The organism is Paraglaciecola sp. L3A3 (assembly GCF_009796765.1).
Lineage (GTDB): Bacteria > Pseudomonadota > Gammaproteobacteria > Enterobacterales > Alteromonadaceae > Paraglaciecola.
The window spans coordinates 1,392,132-1,416,936 of sequence record NZ_CP047023.1 but is presented as its reverse complement, the minus strand read 5'-3'; the positions used below and the strand labels follow the sequence as shown (position 1 = coordinate 1,416,936).

General features: G+C 38.5%; 23 protein-coding genes. 6 read left to right on the top strand and 17 right to left on the bottom strand.

All coding sequences use genetic code 11. The features are described from left to right. The first annotated feature begins 219 nt into the window (after positions 1–219). The gene (locus GQR87_RS05850) at positions 220–1,164 is read left to right on the top strand and encodes an AEC family transporter (RefSeq protein ID WP_158967445.1); all 945 of its coding nucleotides are present in this window, start codon (positions 220–222) and stop codon (positions 1,162–1,164) included. A gap of 555 nt (positions 1,165–1,719) precedes the next feature. Here GQR87_RS05850 and GQR87_RS05845 read toward each other — a convergent pair. From GQR87_RS05845 to GQR87_RS05775, 15 genes are all read right to left on the bottom strand, one after another. After that, complete coding sequence (locus GQR87_RS05845) at positions 1,720–2,691, bottom strand: ornithine cyclodeaminase family protein (protein WP_158967443.1); 972 nt, start codon at positions 2,689–2,691, stop codon at positions 1,720–1,722. A gap of 175 nt (positions 2,692–2,866) precedes the next feature. Then, complete coding sequence (locus GQR87_RS05840) at positions 2,867–3,370, bottom strand: GNAT family N-acetyltransferase (protein ID WP_158967441.1); 504 nt, start codon at positions 3,368–3,370, stop codon at positions 2,867–2,869. Positions 3,371–3,520: 150 nt separating this feature from the next. After that, positions 3,521–3,799: a peptidylprolyl isomerase gene (locus tag GQR87_RS05835; protein WP_158967439.1), complete on the bottom strand. Its 279-nt coding sequence runs from the start codon at positions 3,797–3,799 to the stop codon at positions 3,521–3,523. Positions 3,800–3,999: 200 nt separating this feature from the next. Beyond that, a complete protein-coding gene (locus tag GQR87_RS05830) occupies positions 4,000–4,188 on the bottom strand; it encodes a hypothetical protein (protein ID WP_158967437.1) in 189 nt (62 codons plus the stop codon). Positions 4,189–4,463: 275 nt separating this feature from the next. Then, the gene (locus GQR87_RS05825; RefSeq protein WP_158967435.1) at positions 4,464–4,661 is read right to left on the bottom strand and encodes a CPXCG motif-containing cysteine-rich protein; all 198 of its coding nucleotides are present in this window, start codon (positions 4,659–4,661) and stop codon (positions 4,464–4,466) included. Positions 4,662–5,377: 716 nt separating this feature from the next. Next, positions 5,378–6,712, bottom strand: coding sequence for a hypothetical protein (locus GQR87_RS05820; protein ID WP_370459620.1), 1,335 nt, complete (start codon positions 6,710–6,712; stop codon positions 5,378–5,380). Between the two features lie 2 nt (positions 6,713–6,714). Then, positions 6,715–7,323, bottom strand: a complete 609-nt coding sequence (locus GQR87_RS05815) for an energy transducer TonB (protein WP_158972891.1) — start codon at positions 7,321–7,323, stop codon at positions 6,715–6,717. A gap of 19 nt (positions 7,324–7,342) precedes the next feature. Then, the gene (locus GQR87_RS05810; protein WP_158967433.1) at positions 7,343–7,750 is read right to left on the bottom strand and encodes a biopolymer transporter ExbD; all 408 of its coding nucleotides are present in this window, start codon (positions 7,748–7,750) and stop codon (positions 7,343–7,345) included. A 50-nt stretch (positions 7,751–7,800) separates the two neighbouring features. Beyond that, on the bottom strand, positions 7,801–8,325 hold the full coding sequence (locus tag GQR87_RS05805) for a MotA/TolQ/ExbB proton channel family protein (protein WP_158967431.1): 525 nt from the start codon (positions 8,323–8,325) through the stop codon (positions 7,801–7,803). Positions 8,326–8,333: 8 nt separating this feature from the next. Beyond that, on the bottom strand, positions 8,334–9,713 hold the full coding sequence (locus tag GQR87_RS05800; protein ID WP_158967429.1) for a MotA/TolQ/ExbB proton channel family protein: 1,380 nt from the start codon (positions 9,711–9,713) through the stop codon (positions 8,334–8,336). 13 nt (positions 9,714–9,726) lie between these two features. Beyond that, a complete protein-coding gene (locus GQR87_RS05795) occupies positions 9,727–10,491 on the bottom strand; it encodes a DUF3450 domain-containing protein (RefSeq protein WP_158967427.1) in 765 nt (254 codons plus the stop codon). 213 nt (positions 10,492–10,704) lie between these two features. Beyond that, entirely contained in the window at positions 10,705–13,374 is a 2,670-nt protein-coding gene (locus GQR87_RS05790) for a TonB-dependent receptor plug domain-containing protein (RefSeq protein ID WP_158972890.1), read from the bottom strand. Between the two features lie 87 nt (positions 13,375–13,461). Next, positions 13,462–15,051: a hypothetical protein gene (locus tag GQR87_RS05785; RefSeq protein WP_158967424.1), complete on the bottom strand. Its 1,590-nt coding sequence runs from the start codon at positions 15,049–15,051 to the stop codon at positions 13,462–13,464. A 294-nt stretch (positions 15,052–15,345) separates the two neighbouring features. Further along, on the bottom strand, positions 15,346–16,614 hold the full coding sequence (locus GQR87_RS05780; protein ID WP_158967422.1) for an inorganic phosphate transporter: 1,269 nt from the start codon (positions 16,612–16,614) through the stop codon (positions 15,346–15,348). Positions 16,615–16,626: 12 nt separating this feature from the next. Continuing rightward, positions 16,627–17,304 (bottom strand): TIGR00153 family protein, encoded by a 678-nt coding sequence (locus tag GQR87_RS05775; protein ID WP_158967420.1) that lies wholly within the window; start codon positions 17,302–17,304, stop codon positions 16,627–16,629. A 304-nt stretch (positions 17,305–17,608) separates the two neighbouring features. On the opposite strand from GQR87_RS05775, the gene GQR87_RS05770 reads away from it, so the two are divergent. From GQR87_RS05770 to GQR87_RS05755, 4 genes are all read left to right on the top strand, one after another. Continuing rightward, positions 17,609–18,109, top strand: coding sequence for a glycine cleavage system protein R (locus tag GQR87_RS05770; RefSeq protein WP_158967418.1), 501 nt, complete (start codon positions 17,609–17,611; stop codon positions 18,107–18,109). A 128-nt stretch (positions 18,110–18,237) separates the two neighbouring features. After that, positions 18,238–20,310 (top strand): polyphosphate kinase 1, encoded by a 2,073-nt coding sequence (ppk1, locus tag GQR87_RS05765; protein ID WP_158967416.1) that lies wholly within the window; start codon positions 18,238–18,240, stop codon positions 20,308–20,310. A 2-nt stretch (positions 20,311–20,312) separates the two neighbouring features. Further along, positions 20,313–21,842, top strand: coding sequence for an exopolyphosphatase (gene ppx / locus GQR87_RS05760; protein ID WP_158967414.1), 1,530 nt, complete (start codon positions 20,313–20,315; stop codon positions 21,840–21,842). Positions 21,843–21,968: 126 nt separating this feature from the next. After that, positions 21,969–22,991 (top strand): GGDEF domain-containing protein, encoded by a 1,023-nt coding sequence (locus GQR87_RS05755; protein WP_158967412.1) that lies wholly within the window; start codon positions 21,969–21,971, stop codon positions 22,989–22,991. A gap of 23 nt (positions 22,992–23,014) precedes the next feature. Here the strand turns inward: GQR87_RS05755 and GQR87_RS05750 are convergent, their stop codons facing one another. After that, positions 23,015–23,233, bottom strand: a complete 219-nt coding sequence (locus GQR87_RS05750; RefSeq protein WP_158967410.1) for a DUF6500 family protein — start codon at positions 23,231–23,233, stop codon at positions 23,015–23,017. 113 nt (positions 23,234–23,346) lie between these two features. Between GQR87_RS05750 and GQR87_RS05745 the strand changes: the two genes are divergently transcribed. Then, the gene (locus tag GQR87_RS05745; RefSeq protein WP_158967408.1) at positions 23,347–23,739 is read left to right on the top strand and encodes a VOC family protein; all 393 of its coding nucleotides are present in this window, start codon (positions 23,347–23,349) and stop codon (positions 23,737–23,739) included. Positions 23,740–23,825: 86 nt separating this feature from the next. Here GQR87_RS05745 and GQR87_RS05740 read toward each other — a convergent pair whose 3' ends face one another. Beyond that, positions 23,826–24,680, bottom strand: a complete 855-nt coding sequence (locus tag GQR87_RS05740) for a PA4780 family RIO1-like protein kinase (protein ID WP_158967406.1) — start codon at positions 24,678–24,680, stop codon at positions 23,826–23,828. Positions 24,681–24,805 lie beyond the last annotated feature (125 nt).

The window sequence follows — 24,805 nt, the reverse complement described above, 5'->3', positions numbered from 1 at the left end:
ACTGTCAGTTATACCAACTCCAATAAATAAATGTACGCTCAGCGAGAATTTAAATGCTAGTAATACTGATGTATTAACATAACCATCAAACGAAAAATCAGTAATAACAATTACTTAAGGATATACCTATAATAAATAATGTATTACTATATTTTTTATTATCTGCACTTCGGAAATTCAGAATACTATATTGTACTGATTCAGCAGGTTAGGAGTAACATGTTAGAAACCTTTATCAAAATCATCCCATTATTCGCATTGGTGGGTCTGGGTTATTTATGTAAAAAGCATAAAATTGTTGGCGTTATTAGCCTTAAATACCTTACACGTTTTGTTATGTATTTATCTTTACCAGCGGTATTACTAGGAAAACTTGCCAGCACTGATTTTGAAACCTTGCTTGATATTCCTTTCTTAACTGCTTACTTAATTTCTCTTATCAGTGTGATGTTTACCTTTGGGCTTGTTGGTTATTTTTTATTTGAGAAACGTGCTAATTATGGGGTGATGCTAGGTTTAGGTGGGGTTTATGGCAACATAGGTTTTCTTGCCATACCATTACTAGCCGTTACTGTTGGTGAGTGGACGTCTGTGCCACTTGCGCTCATGCTGACCTTAGACTTACTAATACTGTTACCTTTTTCATCTTTTTTACTGCAATTAAGTAATACAAATAATACCTATTTCGCTCACCACGAGAATAACTTCACTCCGTTCAAAGCATTAAAACGTTCATTACTTAATCCACTTATTATTTCAATTATTGTCGGTTTAATATTATCTGCTTGGAGTATTACCTTACCTGCTAGTGTTATTGAGGGTCTCGCACTATTAGGCAGTGGGGCTGGACCTTGTGCTATGTTTATTGTTGGAACCGCTCTATTTGGTCGGAGTATGAAGCAAAACTCTTTTGCCGCAATCTACATGTCCACCGTCAAACTAGCTATCATGCCTTTTGTAGTATTTCTAATGATGACAATGTTTCAAGTAAACTCGGTGTGGATTTTAATAGCAACCTTAGGTTCTGCTATGCCTTGTGCTGCGGTATTAGGCGTTATGGCTGAGGAATACAAAACACTCTCACATCAAGCATCCACTGCTGTGTTATTAACCACAGTGGTGTCTGTTGTTACCTTGCCTTTATTAATACATTTTTTGAAATAAAAGTTATTATATCTAGCCGTATTCATATATTCATTATGCGCAAATAAAGCCATTAACGTTAATCTAGCTAACAGCTTCTTGCCTTATAACTAACCTAAACTCGGGATAATGAGTGTCATTTAAATTTAAGTTTTAAAACAATTCAGATACTTACATATATACCCCCAGTTAGATTTGAACTAAGGCTTACTCGATAACGAAATTTTTCATGTATAGCAAGACGGTTTTTTGTACGTAATAGCGTGCTATTACTAGACAATCCAACGGCGCTAGGCACAAAAAGAGCGTTATCGAGCGGCTCGGCTTATCCAGAACTCAGGTTAACTAACCTGAGTTCTGGATAAGAAGTATCGTCTAATCTGAATTTATCATTACAATTCAATAGCTGAATAACGTTCACCCAAATCACCTCACCTGAATGCTTACTCGGTGACGAAATTGTTGTGTATAGCAAGGCGGATTGTCGTACGTAATAACGTGTTATTACTAGACAATCCAACGCCGCTAGGCACAAAAAGAGCGTTATCGAGCGGTTTGGCTTACCCAGAACTCAGGTTAACTAATACCTTGTATTTCGCATGACTTTAACAGCGATTGGTAAACATGATAAGCGCTCGCGACATCGGCAAGTGCGGTACCTACTGACTTAAACATAGTTATTTGTTTGTTATTAAGCCTGCCTTTTATTTCGCCAGAGCAAAGTTGAGCAAGTTCACCTTTAACATGATCCTTACTAATAGCTCCTTCTTTTAGTGGTATTAATATTTCACCTGCTTCATTAAAAACATTCAAATAACTATCCACCACAACATAAGACATTTTAACTGTTGCTGAGTCACATTCACGGCAAGTCTGATGGTGATTTCCAACGAGATCAATATGTGTACTAGGAGACAACAAGGCACTATTGAATAAAGGAGTGGGGCTGCCGGTGGCGCAACTGACAATATCGACCTGGCTGATCACATCTTCATAATTATCACAGATTTTTACATCTAGATCTGGCCGTGCTGTTTCTATTTTTATTAGGGTTTGTTGCGCCTTTTGCAAACTACGACCATGTACATAAATGTGTGTTAGAGGGCGAACACTTGCATGTGCAAGGGCCATATAAGGTGCTAACTCGCCAGTACCAAACAACAATAATGAACTTGCATCTTCGCCGGCCATCATACTTGCCGCCAAAGCAGAAATTGCGGCGGTGCGCCAATAAGTTAGGCTTGTACCATCAACAACAGCAATAGGTTCACCAGTTTCTCGAGAAAATAATAATACCTGTGCTGCAACGGTTAAACGTCCTTTTTCAGGGTTTTCCGGATAATGAGTAAAAGACTTTACCCCTAACACTTCTTTAGTCCATGCAGGTAATACAGCAAAAGTATCCTGTTTTTCTTTACTACCACCCGACAGTGGATAAATTTGTCGCTGAGGCATACCGAAATCAGCACTAAAGGCACTGCGCAGCGCGGGAATTAGACTGTCGAAAGCCAATACCTGTTGTACGTCCTGTGCACTAATTATTTTCATGTTTAGCCTTAGTATTGTCATCAGTCATTATTATAAACAATATGTTGGGAGGTTTGTTTGACTCCCTCACCCTTTATTCAAAAGCATCTAATACCATTCTAGCTAAATTAGTCGTCACTCAGAATGCGCTGGGCATTCCTTTCTGGTGAGTTTTTATTGGGGGGTTAATAGCAGACTAACTAGGATTGATAATCTCAGCAACTTTCTCTTTAAAACTGAGATCTGAATAAAATTCAGTCACCAAGTTTGTAGCCGCGATCCCTGCGCGTTGCATCAAAGGAACTGCTCTTGCCGTAGCGGTAACATAAACATGGCCATTCCTGTGACGAGACAATAAAGGTTGGATTACATCTTTATACATGACATCAGCCACTAAGCTTGCATAACCCTTTTGGCGATGATCGGGCATAGTTACAAAATGAACTACACCTAAATCTTGATATAAATGTCCTGCATACCGCTTAGTTTTGTCTGTACGCGCGGCATAATTTTCTAACAAACTAAAAGCCACTAACTCATCATAAACATACAACTTGATCATCTCAGCTTGTGTTCCATGCTGTAATTGTTCGTGCTCTGTTAACCACTGAAATAAACACCACATTTTCATATTAATGGGTCCTAAAGCAAGTAATTCTTTAGCACAGGTATTCGCATTACAATATTCAAAGCGTTGCATGAGTGGCCTATTAAAAATAAAGATGAGCGTCCCAGTAGAGTCGCCATCTACTAATTTTAGATGGTTCTTGTAAACAGAATGATGTGACAAATGGCGGGTAAGATCAGAGTTAAACTTCACTCTGATCTTTTGGTACTGCAGCTCTAGTTGTTACTCAGAGCGTTCAGTAATCTCTAATAAATGATAACCAAATTGTGTCTTTATCGGCCCATGAACAACATTTAAAGCTTCGTTAAAAACAACTTGATCAAATTCAGGAACCATTTGTCCTTGGCTAAAATTACCTAAATTCCCACCTTGAGCACCAGAAGGGCATGAAGAAAGTTTGGCAACATCCTCGAATTTTGCCCCATTGATAATTTGCTGTTTCAATTCTGAACATTGCTCTTCAGTCTCAACTAAAATATGACGTGCACTAGCTGTAGGCATAAGGTGTTTTCCTATTTTTAAATTAAAAGTAACAATTGATAGATATAACCAATTAGCCGACATCTTACGTGAACAGAACAATATGCTCAATAGCCTGAAAGACCAATAATCTAGCTAGATTAAAGCACTTAAATATAGTCACTTAGTGACGGTGACTCAATTTATTTGAGGCGATTGGTAGTCGCTTTATTTGCCGAGAATCAAGCCTCATCAGTATCTGGTGCGTCTTCTTGGTTTATAAGCTTTTTAGCATGACCTTTATTTGTCTTCGCCGCTCTCTTTTGTTTTTTACGCTCATTTTTTTCAGCTAAAATTTTAATCGCCTCTTCTTGCGACAAATGAGGATGTTTAGTAAGTAACTCTTCAACTTTTTTATTAAGCTTGGTCATTTTGAACCTTATGGTTATAAATTAAAATAATCTGCTACTGCAAATAAAGAGACATATACCACACTTACAAACCTGCTGCATTTTATTACAGCATAATGCCCAATAATATTAATGAATTTGGCTAGTCAGAAAGCAGAATATAACAGAGTGTTGCTGGATCGAGCCACGAGAAAAAGTAAAAGAATAAAACAGTAGATAGGTGCTAGAAATACAGTTAAAAGCTGAGATTAAGCCTCCAAAGGATATAATTAACGACATAGTTTCTGAGGTATTTTTTAAAACCCTTCATCATCACTATAAACATTCACAGATAACTCACCATCAACACTCTCAGAAATTAAGAAATTGATAGGTTTACAACACACTTGGCAATCCTCTATATACTGCTGATCTGTATCGGACGGATCAATCAATACCCTAATATTCTCTCCACAATATGGACAGCTAATAGATTGTTCAGCTAAGTGATTCATTTATATGACTCCTCTATTTACATATATACAAGCCTAGTAGATCACGCGCACTTTAATAGCGGTGAAGATCAATAACTCGTAGCTTCTGTATTGGCAAGACTCTACCATTTTCTTAACATTACACCAATTGTAACTTTGACATCCACTGCGGAGGCTGTCGAATAACCTTTAGCAATTTCTAAACCCTACAAGTTTTAGCTAATACCATTCTAGCTAAATTAGTAGTCACTCAGAATGCGTCCAGTTCTTTTTAATCAAATGGATTCCGGCTTAAAGGCACACCGGAATGACGGGCTTTGATGTCGGTCAATACTCTTTTTCTAATCTCATTTTTTACTGTTTTACTACCTCCTATTTACAGTTCGGCTTGTTCGGCGCAGCCCCATTATTAATCTCGGGGATACTCTGTGACAATTTTTGGCTTTCAAGTTCGAATATCTTGACTAGCCACAGTTTTTAATCAAATGGATTCCGGCTTAAAAGCACATCGGAATGACGGGTTTTGATGTCGGTCGATAATCTTTTTTCTAATCTCATTTTTTACTGTTTTACTATCTGCTATATACTAGCTACTGCCCCACTCTGCTTTTTTGTGTACGAGCACATGCTTGCCGAACGAAGTGAATACTCAGTGTCAGAGGCACAAAAAAAGCGTCATATAGACACTTTTTTGTATTACTAATATTTTGAGAAAGTTGCCCCTTCTCGCATATCAATTAATTCAACACAGATGCATAGGTATCTTGTTGTTTCATTTCACCTTCAACAAACTTAGCCCATTGGGTTGCCATACTACGGCTACCATCAAACTTTTGCGCTTTGGCTAACTCATTTAATGCTTCGTTATAATCGCCATTATTAAAATTTGCCATCCCCATTACCAAATGAGCCATACCTTCATTACGCAAATTTCCTTTATCAATGGCTAGCCGTGAAGCATCAATCGCTTCTTGCCATTGCTCCATGTTTAGGTACATCTGTCCTAGTTGAGCATACAACTCGCCATCTTTTGATAACTTAGCTGCTGCCAACATAACAGGTATGGCTTTATCTGTTTCCTTAGCAAAATTCCAAGATTGGGCCAAGAAAGTTAAGTTACGCTCGTCTTCAGCCAACTTACCTTCGTCTAATGCTTTTTGCATTAAAGCAGCGGATTTGAATGGAATTTGATGATAATAATAAAGCTGGGCTAAATTAAACATCTCAGAACCCGTCATCACAAAGCCTTTTTGTTCAGCAATTTCCATGGTTGCCAGTTGTTTATCTTCTAGGCCTAATTCACCGTACATACCGGCTAATTGGATCCAGTATTTAGGCGCTTCGAATTTTTTAACTAACTTCAGCAATACATTTTTAACTTGCTCAGGTTGTTTTAATTCATAATAAGCGGCACGTTGTAATACATACCATTGCTCATCTACTTGAAATCCTAAATCATTGGTTTCAACTTGTTTAATTGCAGCATTAATGTATTCAGACGCAGCTTGATAATCTTGCTTTTGATACATAGCCTGGGCTTTAAGCACTAAGTTTTTAGCGGGTATCTCTTTACCAGGAAATAATGCTAATTGGATAGTTTCCCACTGCTCTATTTTCTCGATAGTCTGATCAAAGTTGCCGCGCATCATATGTAACTGGGCTAAGCTGAACAAAGTCGCTTGTTCAAACGATTCTGGAATCGGCTGTTGTTTTACAACGTTTTCAAAAGCAGTAATAGCCGCATCATAATTTTCAGCTTCATAATGAATAAACCCATAAAAGTTATGCATCATAGCTAATTCATAGCTATTCATAGAGCTAGATTTTTCATTGACTTCATCTAAAACTTCAAAAGCTTCGGCTTGTTTACCTTCATCAGCTAAACCTTGTGCTCTAGATAATTGGTCAAAAACTTTAGAGCGCAAAGTGGGTACACGTTTAGTTTTACGCTCTACCTTCGCCTCTTCAGCATTCACCATACTTGACTGCATTGTGCTAAGTAACAAACCAGACATCACCAATGATGTTGCCAGAGTTTTAATGTTTAGTTTAGATAAAATATTCTTCGCCATTTTTAGCCTCCAATTTCAAATGTTACGCGCACTTCAACACCGGATACTTCCATGGCCTCGCCATTCACAACGCGCGGTTTATATTTATATTTAAGGGTGGCATCTAGAGCCGCTTGCTCAAAAATACCTTCTGGTGATGCTTGTAGTACCTTAGGATTAATAACTGAACCCAACTTAGATACGGTAAAAGTCACATCTACATAGCCTTCAATTCCTCGTTGCAATGCACGTCTAGGATAAACAGCTGCAACGCGCACAATAGGTAAGTACTCACCATCACCAGAATCAAGGGCTAAACCACCAGATAGAGACACATCTGCCGCAACATCGGCACCAAAATCCATACCTGCGGTGGCACTATCTGGACTAGGCGCATCCATTTGTGGGGGAGCCATATCCGGTGGAGGCTGTTTTGGTTGTGGTGGTTTTTTAGGTTTACGGTCTTTTTTCTGTACCGCTTCTTCTTTTTTTACTCGCACAAAGTCCAGCACACTCCCCTTAGGCGCGTCTGTTAGTGCACTACCACCACTTTGAATCAGTGATTGCATCAAGAAGAACAATCCTAAGGTGACAACACCAGCCAATAGGATCGCAATAAATAGTCTTGGTATTGTCTGTGGCATATAAGACCTACGGCTCTTGAGCAGCTATCGAGACATCTAAAATGCCCGCAGCTCGTGATGCATCCATCACTTTAATTAACACATCTGTAGTGGCCTTTTTATCAGCTTGGATCACTACTGTACCTTGCGGGTTTTCTGCATATAAACGCTCGATGTTTGCTTGTACTGCACGTACATCAACCTTACGTTTATTAATCCAGATATCACCTTTATCACTGATGGCCACTAAAATATTAGCGCGATCTTTTTTCACTGCGGTTGCTGCTTCAGGACGGTTTACATCAATCCCAGCTTCTTTTACGAATGACGCAGTGACAATAAAGAAGATCAACATGATAAACACTACATCTAACATAGGTGTCATATCGATTGCCGCTTCTTCGTCATCCATCATATTTTGAAAATGTTGTTTCATAACTGTCTCTTAAATTTTTGTTACGTTTTACTAATTAGGCAAAGGGCCAATTAACGGTGGCGTTCCATCATCAGTGCGTCTTCTAATTTAGCGCGCTCTGATTTAGTGGTGCGAGACAACCAACTTGATGCAAAAACACCAGATAGGGCCCCTACCATTCCAGCCATAGTAGGGATAGTCGCTTTTGATACCCCAGATGCCATAGACCGAGCGTTACCAGAACCAGAAATAGCCATTACGTCGAACACCTCGATCATGCCGGTGACTGTGCCCATCAGCCCTAATAAGGGACATAGCGCAACCAGTGATTGAATAATCGGAATGCCGGCGCCAAGTTTAAGGGATACTCTAGATATCATGGCCTGGCGGACTTGTTCAGCATTCCAAGAAGCACGTTCATCTCTGGCTTGCCATTTAGCTATAATCGCCGCTTTGTATTGCTTGTGAGTCACAAACACATACATTGCTCTTTCTAAAATCATTAACCACATAACAAAAATTAGCGCGCCGATAACCAGCAGGACTTGCCCGCCGGTTTCGGTAAAATCTCGAATGGTCTCTAGAAATTCAATCATGATTTTGCTTACGCTTTGCTTGAATTTTGTGCTTCAGCACGCTCTGCAATCACACCAGCCGCTTGTTCTTGCAAGATATACACTATGTTTTTACTGCGAGTGTTCAACATGGCGTAAAGTAAGGTCATAGGTATAGCCACAACTAAACCAAGAACCGTAGTAACTAGTGCAGTTGAAATCCCCCCCGCCATCAATTTAGGGTCACCTGTACCAAACAATGTAATCGCTTGGAAAGTATTAATCATGCCCGAAACCGTACCTAGTAATCCCATTAACGGAGCCACAACCGACATCACTTTAATAATTTGTAAGAAACGTCCCAGTTTTGGCACTTCGCCCAAAATAGCTTCGGTTAAATGTAACTCTAAGGCTTCCGTGTCTGCTTGAGGGTAATCATCACGGGCTTTCATTACTCGGCCTAAAGCATTACTTGATTTAAAGGTGGTCGATTTTAATTGACGATTAACTTTCGCGCCTTCGATACCTAATACAATGAATCTCCAAAGAGCAATCAACAAACCAACTGCACCCACAGCCAAGATGATGTAACCCACTGTGCCGCCCTGCTCTACTCGTTCTTTTAAGCTAGGTGCTTGTACTAATAATTTAAGAATTGAACCGCCAGTTGGGTCTAAACCAAACTCGACTAAGTCACCATTTGATGCTTGTAGTGCAGCGGCACTGTCGCCATAACGACCAGCAGGTTGACGAATTAATTCAGCCACCGAACCTGTAGTACCGTTGTAATCAAGGTATTTACCATTAGCGGTTAAGGCAAAAGGTCCTACACGTAATACTTCTTTGCTGACCTTATTACCACCCGCTTCAATTACATCGGTAGTAAATTTAGTGACTTTGCCTGATTCAGTCATTTCACGTTGCATTTCAAACCATACACGTTCAATTTCTTCAATCGACGCGAGTTTAGACGTTGAGCCCATAGACTGGGCTAAATCATCTAAAAACTCGGCGCGACCCGGTATTTGTGCAGAAATAATTGAGTTTTGAAATTTACTTTTGGTATCCCCAGACACCTGTTGTAACACACCAAACAATTCTTTTAATGAACCTAAACGTTTGTTCATAGCTTCATTTAAATCAGCTAATTTAAATTCGTTTTCTTCAAATTGTGTTTCTAATTTTTCAGATAAATTTAATGCCGCATTTCGGGTTTGTTTAGCATCTCTAAGCATTGAATCTTGCTCAGAACGTTTTTCTGCAAACTCTTTTTCACGACTCGCGTTTTGTTTGTTTTGGGCAAACTGACCTTGCTCTAGTTGTTTTAATAAACTATCTAGATCCAGCGCTTTATCATCTTGTGCTACAGCCATGGTAGTCATCAAACTAAGAACACTGACTAACGCGATATTTTTAATAAATAATTTCATTTTCATTAGGTCCTTAGTCAGTCATCGCTACAGGTAACATTAATAGGTCAGGGGCAAGTTGTTTCTTGGCCATACGCAACCCTTTTGTCACTTGTGTACGGTAACTAGAAGAAAGTGCTTCCCATTTACCGGTATTTTTATTCCATGTACCTTGTAGACTGGCATCACGTGTTTGATAAATAAGAGCTGTACGACCCACTCGTAAAAAGTCGACGTCGCGCTCTTGCCCGTCAATGGTATGTAATCCGCTGTAAGCTTCTAATGTGCGTCCATAGTCCATTTCAACTTGGTAGGCTTCCATCACCCGACGGAATTTTTCAGAAGGAGCAATATCAGCTCTGTCCATCATGCTTTTAAGTTCTTCAACTCGTTTGTTTCTTTCAACCGGTAAAAAAGGTACATCCAATTTAACGAACTGCTCAAGGCCGGTGATCATACGTAACATAAGAGGCGTAATTTGACGTTCGATAACACTTACATCATCGATTGCAGCATTTAAGTCAGCCATTTCTTGTAGTTGATTTTCAATCTGTTTTGTCAATTGACCGTTGTACACGTTCAAACCAGTCGTTTCTTTATTGACCGCTTTAAACTGCTGTAATTTAGTACCGATTTGGTCAGTGATTTTATTGATATTCTGTTGAGATTTTGCAGCTGATGTATTTATTTCAGTTGCTTTTTTTACTGCTGGCTCAAGAAATTTATCTTCCTGTGCCAGACTACTTGTTGCAGCAAAAACCGTAATTAATGCAGCAGATAACTTGGTCAGTCGTTTCATGCTTCAAACCCTAAAATTGTCTATCAGCAGTTTACTGATAATTCAAAACTGGGTGCAGGATAAGGGCTTAGTGTGACAAAAATATGACAGCTATATGACACTAAAATGACACAACTTTTAGCGATGGGTAGTTTAGTGTAAGTAATTGTTTTCTATGTGAAATAAAAAAGCCAACCCAAAGGTTGGCTTTTTGTATAAACAAATTTAGTTAGATTAAAACTCGTAACTATAACTCACACCAAAAGTAGTACCTATTTCACGTGTTCTCACTGCCACACCTGATTGAAGTACTTCTTGGTCTTTGCCTAATAAGTTTTTCATTTTAAATTTAACTTTGGTATTGAAGTCTGGATACCAAGTATAGATAGCATCTAAAGAATGGAATGGCTGTTCATAAGCGTCACCACGTCCACCAATACCTGAAGCAAGAATACGCTCACCAAACACGTTATAAACTAACGAACCACTATGTTCACCATTCGCTGAATCATAGTTTAATTGTAGGTTAACAACATATTTTGAATGACCATTCATACGCTTAACCGTGTTAGTTAAGTTACCCGCATCAGCCGCATCTACTGTCACTTCTGAGTCACTTAAGGTTAAGTTACCTGAAGTAAAGAAGCCATTAGAAAGCCAATCTAAGCTATACAACCACTCAGTCTCAATACCAAATAACTCGGCAGACTCACCATTAGTAAATGATGCAGTATAACTAGAGTCACCTACCGCTAGCACTGATTCAATAGGGTTAGTAATATCTTTATAGAACAAAGATATAGCTAAGTTATCACCATTGCCAGCGTACAATTCGTAACGGGCATCATAGTTTTTTAATTGACTAGATACTAATGACAAACTACCAGTCGTACGGATATCAGTTAATGGATCAAAATAGCCAACAGGTACCACTTCACGCAAATCAGGGCGAACAACAGTTTCACCATAACCAAAGCGCAACTGATAACCATCACCACCTAAATAAGTTAAACTTAAGGCAGGATAAATATCATCTTCATTAATAGTACGGTCTTGGATACGCTCTTGACTATAAAAAGTTTCAATATCTTCACGACTGAAAATCAAACTAGACGATTCTAGTGTCACTTGTTGGAAAGACTCATAACGTAAACCACCACTAACACGCCAAGTATTATCATAAATGACATCGAAGGAGCCGTAACTAGCTTGTACTTTTTGTGCCGCCATATAATCATCGGCTTCGGGCGCTTCAGGCTCGTTAAATGACACCCACACTTCATTATTATCAATAAAGTCATCGGTTAAAAATGCACTTAGACCGACTATGTTTTCACTGCCCTGATCGACATTGACACCGGCACCACTGTTATTCACAAAGAAGCTAGATGTGGTGTAATAACGGGCTCTATCCGAATAATCCCACCCCGTTTTCAGCTCTATATCAAATTTACCAGTCGAGATGGGTAGATTAAAGTTTCCGCCCCATGACTTCATAAAGTCACGCATCTCTATAAACTGATAATTAACAATACCATTACCACCATTGATACCACTACTTTGATAGACATTATCCGCATATTTATCAGCGAAATTATACGTCACATCTAAAGGTATATCGGTATGTACTTCTGACTCAGTATATTGCCAATCAGCACCGACACCCCACCAGTCTAAGAAAGTATGTTGACCTTTAAACTGGTCAATTTCTAACTCTCTTTCTTCAACAGAAAGTTGATGACTGCGAGCCGCTTGGTTATCAACAGCAATAGTGTTGCTTTGAGTCGGGTTTTGATTTACAGCAATTTCAGATTCATCTTCATTGTCTTGAATGTAGATTTTACTGTAACTGACTTCATGGGTATCCAATCGATAACCCAAAGTGAAAAGACCATTTAATCTTTCGTTTTCTGTGGTTACCTTAGAATCGGTAATACTGTCATAACAAGGATTGCTGACATCTTCGGATGTATCTAATGAAGTGGCACAATCATCGTTTTTATTGGCACTGACAACAGCATTAGTTTGGTCTGTGTAATTCCACTTATTATCGTATGCGACAGAGGCTAAAAAGCCGAAAGTCCCACCTAACCACTCATCTTCAAAAGAATTACCAATACCACCTTGAAATGAATAATTAGGTGATAATGATTCCTCTTTTAAACTCATATTACGTGGCAGACTTTTTAATAACTCCTGATTAGTGGCAAAAGCTTGCTGAAAAGCAGTTGCATCATCATTAGAAGTTAAACCATGTCTTTCAATAATATTACGAACAGAAAAATCACCGCGGTAATGAACAATACCGCTTTCTAATGCATCAGGCAGGCCGCTATCGTTTTTATCATAAGTAAACCCGCTTGAGTTATTTGAGTTTCCTTCAATACCTAACTGAAACTCTGCCACAAACTCTGAAGGCAGAGATTTAGTACGAATATCAACACTACCGCCACCAAAAGCAGCAGGCATATTAGGCGAAAAAGCTTTCTGTACCGATAAACTTTCAATTACATTGGTTGGAAAAATATCCAACGGAATAACGTTACGTGTTAGGTCTGGGCTAGGAATACTAGCGCCATTTAAACGAGCACTAGAATAACGTTCACCTAAACCACGTACATATATATATTTGCCGTCAACCAAGGTCAAACCTGTTACCCGGCGCAATGCTGATGCAGCATCGCTATCACCGGTTCGAGAAATCTGTTCTGCACCCAGAATATCTGCTACGAAAGCTTGGTTTTTACGTTCTTCGATTACTGCTGCTGCAGTACCCTGGAGGCGATTACCCGTGGTGACCACTTCGTCAATCGCATTATCTTGTTGTTGGGCTTGTATAGAGCCCGTGACAAGACCGAATGCAACTGCTAACGAGATTTTACTCGCGCTGTATTGAGTCTTCATCATTTATCCCACACTCAAAATGAACAAAAAAGGCGTAAATAGGCACTTAACCTATTACGCCTATACATTTGTTTGCTAAACGACTTATTATTCGTCAGCCATGGCATTTTCATAGGCATCTTTTGCCCAATCATACCAGTCACTTGAAGTATCAGCTGGGCTTACCGCACCGATAAAATCTACACTTTCAAAGAAATTAGCATCGATAGTAGTCACATCGAATGGCGTTTTAAGGTCTGCGATAGTTGCAAAACCGTTGCTTGCAAGTACATCTGCGTCGCCACCAGTTACAGTATTCATGTCGCCTGCAGTATCGGTTAACCAGTTAGTGTAAGTTGTGCTTCCAACTGTATCTGATTTAGCCAATTTTGCACAAGCAACCACAGAGTTTTTCATAGACACGTCGCCATCAACAATCACTTGCTCTGCATCAGAAGAATTTTCGAAACAATGAGTTTGTGTAGCAGAAGTTTTAACTAACACAGTGTTGTACCAAGTAGCAGAGATAAAGTCGTCTAACTTGATAGCTACTGAAGGGTTATCGTCACGTACAGAGTTAACATCTGCAGTAATAACAGTTACGTTAGCAATTTGTGGAGCAGAAGGCGCAACGTTGTTATCTTTAACTTTAGTACCGTCAGACTCAAAGCCACCATTACCCATGTTGATAGAATTACCCGCGGCGTTCAAAACAGTACCATGCTTAACAAGAATAAATTGTGCGTTACCACTCCAGCCAGCATCGATATCAATACTGTCATCTTGAGTATCTGTTACCACTATGTGCTTAAGGTTAACCGCACCACCAAACAATTCAATACCATCGTCATATCCAGCGTAAATGTCGATGTAATCAATAGTCGTACCTGAACCTACAGCAAATAAGCTAAGAGAGTTCAAATCGTTACCTTCTTCAGCACCAGCTGGTAAGCCACCTGCATAATGAATTTTAACGAATTTTAATGTACCACTGTTATCAGCATTATCACTACCACCATAATAAGTGACCGCACCTTCACTTTCTGCATTACATGTTACAGCTGTACGCTCAGCGTCTGAACATTGGTCAGTAATACCAAAACCATCAATTGCGATACCGCCCCAATCTTGAGGTTGTGGATCAGATACTTTTAAACTGGCGATAGCGTTAGCAGAAGTAAAAGTGATAGGGTCACTGTACGTACCTGTTGCTTCAATATTTGCGCCACGGTTAATTTGTACACGAGATGACGCATCGTCAAAAGCGATAATTGCGCCTGCTTCGATTTCAAGAGTTGGTCCATCAACGACTAAAGTACAGTTATCAGAAGTATTACAGTTTTCACCGATTACTAAAGAACTTTTAAAATAGTGAGCACCACCATTATCAAGCTTTTCTAAAGTAATATCTGAATTTAACGGGCTAGCAGCGCTAACAAACTCTTTACTATATTCGCAGTTACCGCCAGTGTACTCACCTTGAACAGTAACACTATCAGCATCATATGAAGCACATGGGTTTTCATCAGTGTTGCCATCAGTACTACCACTCCCTTCATTCGTAGTAGTGGTAGTGTTATTACTATTGTTAACACTTGTATCATTTACCGTAGGGGTAATATTGATATCGCCGCCACAACCTGCAAGAACTAATGCTGAAACAATTGCACTAGCTTTAAATAAATTCTTAAGTTCCATTGCTCTCTCCAAATATGCGAGTAAATAAAATAGTTATAATTGAAAACGCGAGAAGAATACCCAAGGAGCATGACAGTTTTGTTACATCATATAATTGTCACAAAAGTTTCATAAACGAATGACAGAGCACATTAAGTTAATAGAATAAAACAAATATAAAACAGCAGGTTAATGTCGACTTTAAGAAGGGAAATAAAAAACCCACTTACATCAAATAAAATTTTATACGATGGTAAGTGGGCTGATTGCTAATTAGCTTGATGACACTTTGCCAGCAACTAATTCGTATTTAAACTAAGGTGCAAATATACCTTTAATCATAAAGAAGAATATGATTGAAAGACCGGCACCCGCAGGTAAGGTAATCACCCAAGATATAACAATATTTCTCACCACACCTAAATTAAGTGCTGCGATACCACGTGCCATACCTACACCCAATACCGCGCCTACCAGTGTTTGCGTAGTTGAAATCGGTAAACCAGTACCAGAGGCAATAACCACAGTACATGCAGCTGCTAACTCGGCTGCAAAACCACGACTTGGGGTCAAGTGGGTAATACCATTACCAATAGTAGCAATGACTCGATGACCGAAAAGCGCTAAACCAGCCACAATACCGATACCGCCTAATGGTAATATCCACCATACCAAGGCTGCTTTTTTGCCAATTTCACCACCACTTTCAACTATACTCACCACTGCAGCCAAAGGCCCAATAGCGTTGGCTACATCGTTTGAACCATGAGCAAAGGCCATACAACAAGCTGTTACTATCATTAATACTGCAAATACTTTTTCTACATTGGCAAACTGCATATCTTTTTGCGCATTTGCATCTAGTTTAATACGTGAAATAAACCAACGTCCAACTATGCCCACTAATACAGCAATACCAATAGCAATGTAATAACCTTGATCTGCGGGAATGTCTAAACCTACATGTTTAAGGCCTTTTTTGATGGTAACAAGTGCCATTACAAAACCGGCTAAACCCATATAAAAAGGTACATAACGTTTAGCATTAGCAAAAGGTTTGTCAGTGTCAAAAATTAACTTTTGCGCTGATTGAAATATCAGAAATGCAATAAAGCCAGAGATAGCCGGAGTAATAATCCAACTACCGACAATTCCACCTACTTTACCCCAAGCTACCGCATCAGAACTTACTCCTACTGCAGCAAAACCAACAATAGCGCCAACAATCGAGTGAGTAGTAGATACTGGCCAGCCTAAATACGAAGCAAACGCTAACCAAACTCCGGCAGCAAAAAGTGCCGAAATCATACCGTAGACTAGTAATTCTGGCGTATCAACAAAGTAACTAGCATCAATTATGCCTTTACGAATTGTTGAAGTCACTTCACCACCCGCTAAATATGCACCGGCAAACTCAAACACCATGGCAATTAAAATAGCTTGTTTGATGGTAAGTGCTTTCGAACCAACTGATGTTCCCATAGCGTTCGCAACATCATTGGCACCAATACCCCATGCCATCAAAAATCCAACCGCTGCAGCGACGACAATTAAAACAAACCCGTAATTATTAATAATATCCATTGTTAGAATCTCTTAATTAGCTAACATTAGTTCAAGTCGAGAACCGACTCGTTCAGAAATGTCGGCCAATTCGCCGACCCATTCGATGATGCTGTATAAAAACATCACGTCTACAGGGTTGAGATCCTTTTCAAGTGCTAGTAATGAACGACGCAACGAAATCTGGATAGTGTCAGTATCATCTTCAATTTCATCTAAGCGTTCTATCATGTCTTCGACTAAACGTAATTCACGGCCTTTAAAGCCGGTTTCTAATAAATCATCTAATTCGTTGATGACTTTAGTCGCTTGATTAGTGGCATCTAAACAGCGTTTCAAATAGGTCATAAAGGAATCTTGTAATTCAACAGGAATAACTAATTGACGACCTAAAATACGACCAGAGATATCTTTGGCTTTATTGGCAATTTTATCTTGCTGAGTTAATAAATCCAAAACGTCTTGACGTTGAATTGGCATAAATATGCCAACGGGTAAACTGATACGTAACTCACGTTTTATCACATCAGCTTGTTTTTCTAATTGCGAAATATTTTTTTGCGTTTCTTGAGCTGTTTTCCAATCTTGCGCATAAACAGCCTGAAAAAAAGGCAGTAAACCTTTGCTGCACTTGTCTACAAGATTAATATGATCCTCGAGGGGTTTGAGCGGTGATTTTGCGAACACGCCCAAAAATGAATTTATTGGCATAATAATTCTCTTTAATGTTAAAACATCATTTGCGGAGATCACTTTACAGAAAAACGATTCCATAAGCTAACCATCTACATTTAATGCTCATATGTGTATCTCTGATAATACAATATGGTAGCTACGTAGTTCCCCCACGTAAGCTAAGCTGATAGTTTGAATGAAAATCAAGATACTTCAATCTTCAAGCTACCTCTTATTTAATTAGTTGTTGCTAAATCAATTTAGCACTTACATTCAACTCAGAATGTATTAGGCTAGAGTAACAACGGCAGAGACTTTATTACACTAATGTGACACTTTTATGAAAGCAATGATATTTACTTTAGTAGGCAAAGACCAACCTGGGTTAATAAGTAACCTCGCGCAAACAGTTTATAATATGGGAGGAAACTGGTTAGGTAGTAATCTATCCCATATGGCTGGGCATTTTGCAGGCTTTGTACATATTGATTTACCTGAAAATAAACATACTGATTTAGTTAAAGTTTTTAATCAACACCCTCAATTAAAAATTCATTTATTAGCGGGGGAAGAAATTGCAGAGCAAAGTAAACAAACAGCCAAAATAGCAATTATGGGCAACGACAGAGCAGGCATAGTGCAAGAACTAACCACCATATTGAATCAATTTAGGTTAAATATTGTTAAGTTTGATTCATGTTGTGAAAGTGCGCCTAACTGGGGCGGTTTGTTATTTAAAGCCACCACTATTATTTCTATCGATGCAGATTTTAACCTAGAAGAATTGCGAGAAAGTCTTGAATCTGTGGCCAATGATTTAATGGTAGATATTGAAACTTAAGCCACTTTATTGCTTTTATCTAAGCCAACAAAGAATGCTTTTTTTTCTTGATTTTTCAATTTGTCATCAAATTGTCACAATATCAATAGACGATCAAGCGCTTTCTATTAGCAGCATTAAGGGCCGATATGCCTGATTTATCTAATATTTATTATCCCCGCGAATTAAGTTGGTTGTCGTTTAATCACCGTGTATTGCAAGAAGCAAAAGACGTCACTAACCCTATTGTTGAGCGGATTCGTTTTTTAGGTATTTATTCCAATAACATGGACGAGTTTTATCGAGTTCGAGTAGCTGACGTAAAACGTCAAATTTATATTTATTTAGATGAAGGTAACACTGAGCAAGCAGAACAAACCAAACATTTGATGGAACAAATACAACAGAAAGTATTAAAAATGACGGTTGAATTCGACAAAACTCACATGGAGATCGTCAAAGGCCTGGCTCGGTATAATATCTTTTTGTTAGGCGAAGAAGACTTAAATCAATATCACACAGAATGGTTATCGCATTACTTCAAAAGTAAAATTTTGTGCCATATTGCCCCTGTACTACTGAATAAAAAAGTTAAATTATTATCTCGTCTAAATGACTCATCAACCTACTTATACGTACGAATACAGAGGACTGACAAGGCTGACGCATTTGCTGTGATTGAAGTGCCTACTGCAAGCTTGTCTCGTTTTGTGGTAATACCCCCAGAAAAAAGCCGTAAGAAAAAATACATCATTTTATTAGACGATATTATTCGGGTGAATTTAGAAAACATTTTCAGAGGTTTTATCGATTTTGAACACCTCGAAGCTTATTCTTTTAAAATGACCCGAGATTCAGAATATTCCATCAATGATGAAATTGATGAAAGTTACATGGACAAAATGTCTGAAAGTGTAAAACAGCGTTTAATTGCAGAACCTGTAAGGGTAGTTTACGACAGCAGAATGCCTGAAGAAACCATAAAAGATTTAAAGAAACGGCTGAAAATATCCTCTTACGATAGCCTAATTGCCAGTGGACCCTACCGCAATTTTAAAGACTTTATTGGCTTTCCTAATATTGGCCGTACCTATTTAGAAAACCCTACATTACCTGCTATGACCAGTAAAGACTTTACTAATTACGATACGGTATTTGATGCGATTAGTGCTAAAGACATTTTATTGTATTACCCATACCACAGGTTTTTACATGTCACTGAATTTATTCGACAAGCGGCTTTCGATCCAAGCGTAAAACATATCCGTTTAAATATATACCGAGTAGCAAGCCAGTCTCGCGTGATCAGTTCGTTAATTGATGCGGTAGATAACGGTAAAAAAGTCACAGTAGTGATAGAACTTCGCGCCAGATTTGATGAAGAAAACAATATCGAATGGGCCAAAGTATTAACGGATGCAGGGGTGAAAGTGGTATTTGGTATGCCTGCCTTAAAAATTCACAGCAAGTTATGTGTGGTTACAAGAGAAGAAAAAGGCGAGTTAATCAATTATGCCCATTTAGGCACGGGAAACTTTAACGAAAAAACGGCAAAAATTTACACTGATTTTAGTTTATTCACCCGTAACCAAGAAATTGCTAAAGAAGCAGAGAATGTTTTTGCCTTTATTCTTGCACCGTACAGAAGACAAAAATTTCAACATTTACAAGTATCACCACTCAATAATCGGACCAAAATTCAGTTATTGATCCGTCAAGAAATTCAAAATGCGAAAGAAGGCCTGAAAGCCAGTATTACACTTAAAATTAATAACTTAGATGACAAATTATTAATTGATGATTTATACAAAGCCAGTCAAGCTGGGGTGAAAATTAAAGCCATTATTCGCGGTATGTGTTCATTAGTACCTGGCATAAAGGGCTTAAGTGAAAATATTAGTATTATCAGTGTTGTCGACAGGTTTTTAGAACATCCAAGAGTAATGATTTTTGAAAGTCGCGGCGAACAAAAAACGTTCATCTCATCTGCTGATTGGATGACACGTAATATGGACTTCAGAATAGAAGTCGGTTGCCCTATTTATGATCCGGATTTAAAGAAAAAAATAATGGACATTATGGAGCTACAGTTTAAAGATACCCTAAAAGCTCGAGTCATCGACAAAGAACAAACCAATAAATATGTTCGTCGTGGTAACCGTAAACATTTACGCTCACAAATCGAAACCTATAAATACCTCAAATCAAGTGAAAAAGGATAACTATGCCTAATGTGACATCCGCTTTTGAAAGTGTGGAAGAAAGAGACAGTATACAAGTTGCTGCTTTGGATATTGGCTCTAATAGCTTTCATTTAGTGGTAGCGCGTATTGTGGCCGATTCTGTGCAGATATTACACAGATTGAAACCTAAAGTTCGCCTTGCTGAAGGCTTAGATAAAGATGGTTACTTGTCTGAAGAAGCAATGTTAAGGGGGTTAAACACCTTAAAACTGATTGCTGAAAGCTTGCAAGGTTTTGAACCTAAATATGTCAAAGTGGTGGCTACCCACGCTTTACGAAAAGCCACTAACGCCAATGACTTTATTAAAGCGGCAAAAAAAGTATTTCCGTTTCCTATTGAAATTATCTCAGGTGTAGAAGAAGCCAGACTGATTTACCAAGGCGTAGCACACACTAATCATCAAGAAGCCAAACGATTAGTGATTGATATTGGTGGCGGTTCAACAGAATTTATTATTGGTGAAGGTTTTGAGACCCAAATTTTGCGAAGTATTCAGATGGGCTGTGTCAGTTATACCAGTCAATATTTCAAACAGGGTGAACTAAAACGTAAAGCTTTTGAAAAAGCGATTACCGCGGCCCAACAATCTTTAGAGTTAATCGACAAAAAATACAAACAAATTGGCTGGAAAGCTTGTATTGGCACTTCTGGCACCATCAAAACAATCATTGAATTAGCCTCTCAGTTAGATGACACTAACAGAGATAATCATGTATGCCTAAGCGACCTATATACCTTAATGGAATTATGTTGCGCTGCTAAGAATAGTAAAGATTTAGCCCTTAAAGGGTTAGCAGAAGAACGCAAGCCTGTGATCGCTGCAGGGTTAGCCATATTAATCGGCATTTTTAAAAGTTTAGATATTACTGAAATGGAGTTATCAAGCGCGGCTTTACGAGAAGGAGTGTTGTATGAGATGGAAGATAATTTACAACATGTCGATATACGTGAACGAAGCGCACAAAGTTTAGCCACCCGATATGATGTAGATGTAGCCCATGCAAAACGAGTGTTAACCACTGCCATGGATTTATACGAACAAGTGAAAAAATCATGGGAGATAGACGAGAACGAACTTAAAAATATATTAGCTTGGTCCGCCCTACTACATGAGGTAGGTTTGCAAATTAACACGCGTGGGATTCAACGTCACTCGAGTTATATATTACAAAACATTGAACTCCCCGGGTTTAGCCAAGAACAACAAACATTATTAGCTTTATTAACTCGTTTTCATCGGAAAAAAATTAAATTAACCGAAATTCCTGAGTTCACAACATTACAACAATCCCAAGTACACAAACTCATTGAGATTTTACGTTTAAGTATATTACTGAATATCAAGCGACAAGATGATATTTTGCCAAAAATATTACTTAAGGCGGATGGTAAAAGCTTATATATTCAATTTCCTGGGGACTGGTTAAAACGAAAACCCGTGTTTAGTGCCGACCTAGAGATGGAGAAAATTTATAGCCAAGAGCTAGGGATTAACCTCGAATACAAATAACAAATAATCAATGAGGTATGCTTTTTAGGTCTACCGCCCTGCATCACTTTATGGCTTAATAGCCTCAATAACGTATATTCGATAACGTAATGCCCTCGCCATTAATAATATACATTGAGGATGTAGATGAACTTTTCTGAAAATTCAGACCAAGCTGTAGAGTTTTTACGTTTGGCTGTACCCACTATGATGAAATTTAACATAGTGCCCAACCCTCTAAATTACACTTTGTGGTATAGCTATTATTCAAAAGCCTTTCCAAGATTAAACAAAGAACTAGACCAAACAATAGAACGTTACGGTACATGTCCACCTAAAATTGCTGAATCACTGTTTCTGCAACATATTGGTCATGCCGAGAATGACAATGAACAACAATTAATAGCATTTCAAGCTTCGCTATCACATTTAGCAAGCAATCTATCCGATTCTATCAACACAACTGCTAAACAAGCATCAGGCTTTTCATCAGCCATAGCTGAGAAGGTTTCTCTGCTAGATGATGTAGATACAAATATATCACCCGTTTTAAATGAACTGACTAGTAATATTAATGGGATATCTAAAGTTAATGATAGTTTTCAAGCACAGCTATCAGACGCGCAGGCTGAGATTAACACCCTAAAAGAAGAACTAGAAGATAGTAAACGAGAAGCCAGCACAGACCCTCTGACCGGTTTATTCAATCGTCGAGTTTTAGATTCTATTTTTAAAGAGTTTGTGAATAATCCAAATAGTACAAAAAAGCTCACTTTTATTATTATGGACATTGATAAATTTAAAATATTTAATGATACCCATGGACATATTTTAGGAGACCAAATTCTTAAGATAGTGGCCAATTTATTAAAAAATGAATGCAAAAAACCCGTTGTGCCTATTCGTTTAGGTGGCGAAGAATTTGGTTTAATCTGTCCAGAATACGATTTACCTGAAGCTCATAAATTAGCCGACGGGATCCGAGAAAAACTTGCTTCAAGGCCATATACCAACAAACGTGACGGTAAAAAAATCCCTCCAGTTACTGCATCTTTTGGCATTGCTGCAAAACATCGAGGTGACGCATTAACCAATATAATCGAACGAGCCGACAAAGCTTTATACAAAGCCAAAGAAGCAGGCAGAAATCAAGTAATACTCTCGGAATAAAGTTTAGCAAAATACTCGATGTGTTATTTCCCTGACGCCACCATGCTTTTAATTTTCACAGCTTTTTCGAAATGATCTAATTGGTGGGTTTCAATCCACCACTTGGCTGCTTCCATCAATATTTCAGGTTGATCATTTTTATTTTTAAAAAATGCATAAAAAGATAAGCCTACATTTTCACCTTTTCTTTTTATCTTCTGCTCACATATTTGAATAATTTTTTCTCGTAATGATTGTCTCAAGACGACTCCTTTTTTGATATTTTCACATCCTTTTATAACACTATTCACAAATACAAGTTATACCAATTTATGTGTTAGCATCAAAAATACATAGAAGTTGAATTGGTATACACATGAAACCTAAAATGATAATCCCCATGCTAGTGTGCAAACAAGTTGCAGCAGAAATTTTCTTCTATAAACAAGCATTTAATGCTGAATTATTATCTCAACGAGAAGACAAAAAAGGAGCAGTTATTCACGCAACATTAAGTGCAAGTGGATCATTATTTATGTTACACAACGAAATATCTCACCTCGCAAGCAAATCCCCAGAATTAGATGGCAGCTGCTCTGTGGTGAATTACATCTACGTGGACGATATGGATACGATTATCAAACAAGCCGGACTAGCTGGAGCTAAAATTTTAATGGCTGCTGAAGACCAAATTTGGGGAGATCGCATTGGCAGAGTTATGTCTCCAGCCGGCCATGTTTGGAATGTAGCAACCCGAATAGGACAATAAAACTAATCCCAACGAATAGTTTTTACAACTCATTTCTTGTGATGTTTTTTAATTTAGGAAAGCAGATTGTATCTACCTTCCTGTCTCTACTCTTCGTTAGCTTCTCTTATTCTTTCTTGTCGAGCTTCTTCTTCGGCGAAAGCCGCTTTGATTTCATCTAAGACTGAATCCACATCAGCGTCTGTTTCTGGTATGTCAAAATGTCCGGTTAATTCGGTTTCTGTGGTCAATTCACCCGATTCAAATAAGGCCCACATTTCTTCTGCGTACCAAGTCTCTATTAGTTCTGGAGCATACTGACCATAATATTCAGACATATTACGTACATCTCGCTGCAACATTTTAAAAGCATTATTATTAGCCGCGGCATCGACCACTTGGGGTAAATCAATGATCACAGGGCCGTAATCATCAACCAATACATTAAATTCGGATAAGTCACCATGAATTAATCCAACACATAACATACGCATGACATATTGCATCACCAAAGCGTGATCATCTATCGCTTGTTCCGCAGACATAGACACGTCATTTAGACGAGGGGCAACATCACCTTCATCATCGGTGACTAACTCCATCAACAGCACGCCGTCATAACAACCATAAGGCTCAGGTACCCGCACTCCGGCTTTAGCTAATTTAAACAAAGCATCTACTTCTGTGTTTTGCCAAGCTTCTTCTTGCTGTTTACGACCAAATTTAGAGCCCTTTTCCATGGCTCTGGCACGACGAGAGTTTTTTACTTTTCGGCCTTCTTGGTATTCTGCTGCTTTTTTGAAACTGCGTTTCATCGCCTCTTTATATACTTTAGCGCAGCGAACTTCTTCACCACAACGAACAGCATATACAGTCGCTTCCTTACCGCTCATTAGTTGATATAACACTTCATCAACAAGGCCATCTTCAACTAATGGCTGTATTCTTTTGGGAGTTTTCATTCAATCCTAAGACCACAAATTGGGTCATTTATTTAAAATCTTAATATCGCATATTAAAAAGCGAAGGGTATGTTACCAAAAATACTAGTGAGATGGATATGTCAGTTAATAAGATATTTCACACT

What these genes read in the sequence shown, in the direction of transcription:
- GQR87_RS05820 (WP_370459620.1), bottom strand. Translation starts at nt 6,712, where the DNA reads ATGGCGAAGAATATTTTATCTAAACTAAACATTAAAACTCTGGCAACA.
- GQR87_RS05835 (WP_158967439.1), bottom strand. Translation starts at nt 3,799, where the DNA reads ATGCCTACAGCTAGTGCACGTCATATTTTAGTTGAGACTGAAGAGCAA.
- GQR87_RS05770 (WP_158967418.1), top strand. Translation starts at nt 17,609, where the DNA reads ATGAAAGCAATGATATTTACTTTAGTAGGCAAAGACCAACCTGGGTTA.
- GQR87_RS05775 (WP_158967420.1), bottom strand. Translation starts at nt 17,304, where the DNA reads ATGCCAATAAATTCATTTTTGGGCGTGTTCGCAAAATCACCGCTCAAA.
- GQR87_RS05740 (WP_158967406.1), bottom strand. Translation starts at nt 24,680, where the DNA reads ATGAAAACTCCCAAAAGAATACAGCCATTAGTTGAAGATGGCCTTGTT.
- GQR87_RS05850 (WP_158967445.1), top strand. Translation starts at nt 220, where the DNA reads ATGTTAGAAACCTTTATCAAAATCATCCCATTATTCGCATTGGTGGGT.
- GQR87_RS05780 (WP_158967422.1), bottom strand. Translation starts at nt 16,614, where the DNA reads ATGGATATTATTAATAATTACGGGTTTGTTTTAATTGTCGTCGCTGCA.
- ppx (WP_158967414.1), top strand. Translation starts at nt 20,313, where the DNA reads ATGCCTAATGTGACATCCGCTTTTGAAAGTGTGGAAGAAAGAGACAGT.
- GQR87_RS05795 (WP_158967427.1), bottom strand. Translation starts at nt 10,491, where the DNA reads ATGAAACGACTGACCAAGTTATCTGCTGCATTAATTACGGTTTTTGCT.
- GQR87_RS05755 (WP_158967412.1), top strand. Translation starts at nt 21,969, where the DNA reads ATGAACTTTTCTGAAAATTCAGACCAAGCTGTAGAGTTTTTACGTTTG.
- GQR87_RS05830 (WP_158967437.1), bottom strand. Translation starts at nt 4,188, where the DNA reads ATGACCAAGCTTAATAAAAAAGTTGAAGAGTTACTTACTAAACATCCT.
- GQR87_RS05790 (WP_158972890.1), bottom strand. Translation starts at nt 13,374, where the DNA reads ATGAAGACTCAATACAGCGCGAGTAAAATCTCGTTAGCAGTTGCATTC.
- GQR87_RS05825 (WP_158967435.1), bottom strand. Translation starts at nt 4,661, where the DNA reads ATGAATCACTTAGCTGAACAATCTATTAGCTGTCCATATTGTGGAGAG.
- GQR87_RS05785 (WP_158967424.1), bottom strand. Translation starts at nt 15,051, where the DNA reads ATGGAACTTAAGAATTTATTTAAAGCTAGTGCAATTGTTTCAGCATTA.
- GQR87_RS05845 (WP_158967443.1), bottom strand. Translation starts at nt 2,691, where the DNA reads ATGAAAATAATTAGTGCACAGGACGTACAACAGGTATTGGCTTTCGAC.
- GQR87_RS05840 (WP_158967441.1), bottom strand. Translation starts at nt 3,370, where the DNA reads ATGCAACGCTTTGAATATTGTAATGCGAATACCTGTGCTAAAGAATTA.
- ppk1 (WP_158967416.1), top strand. Translation starts at nt 18,238, where the DNA reads ATGCCTGATTTATCTAATATTTATTATCCCCGCGAATTAAGTTGGTTG.
- GQR87_RS05800 (WP_158967429.1), bottom strand. Translation starts at nt 9,713, where the DNA reads ATGAAATTATTTATTAAAAATATCGCGTTAGTCAGTGTTCTTAGTTTG.
- GQR87_RS05805 (WP_158967431.1), bottom strand. Translation starts at nt 8,325, where the DNA reads ATGATTGAATTTCTAGAGACCATTCGAGATTTTACCGAAACCGGCGGG.
- GQR87_RS05810 (WP_158967433.1), bottom strand. Translation starts at nt 7,750, where the DNA reads ATGAAACAACATTTTCAAAATATGATGGATGACGAAGAAGCGGCAATC.
- GQR87_RS05745 (WP_158967408.1), top strand. Translation starts at nt 23,347, where the DNA reads ATGAAACCTAAAATGATAATCCCCATGCTAGTGTGCAAACAAGTTGCA.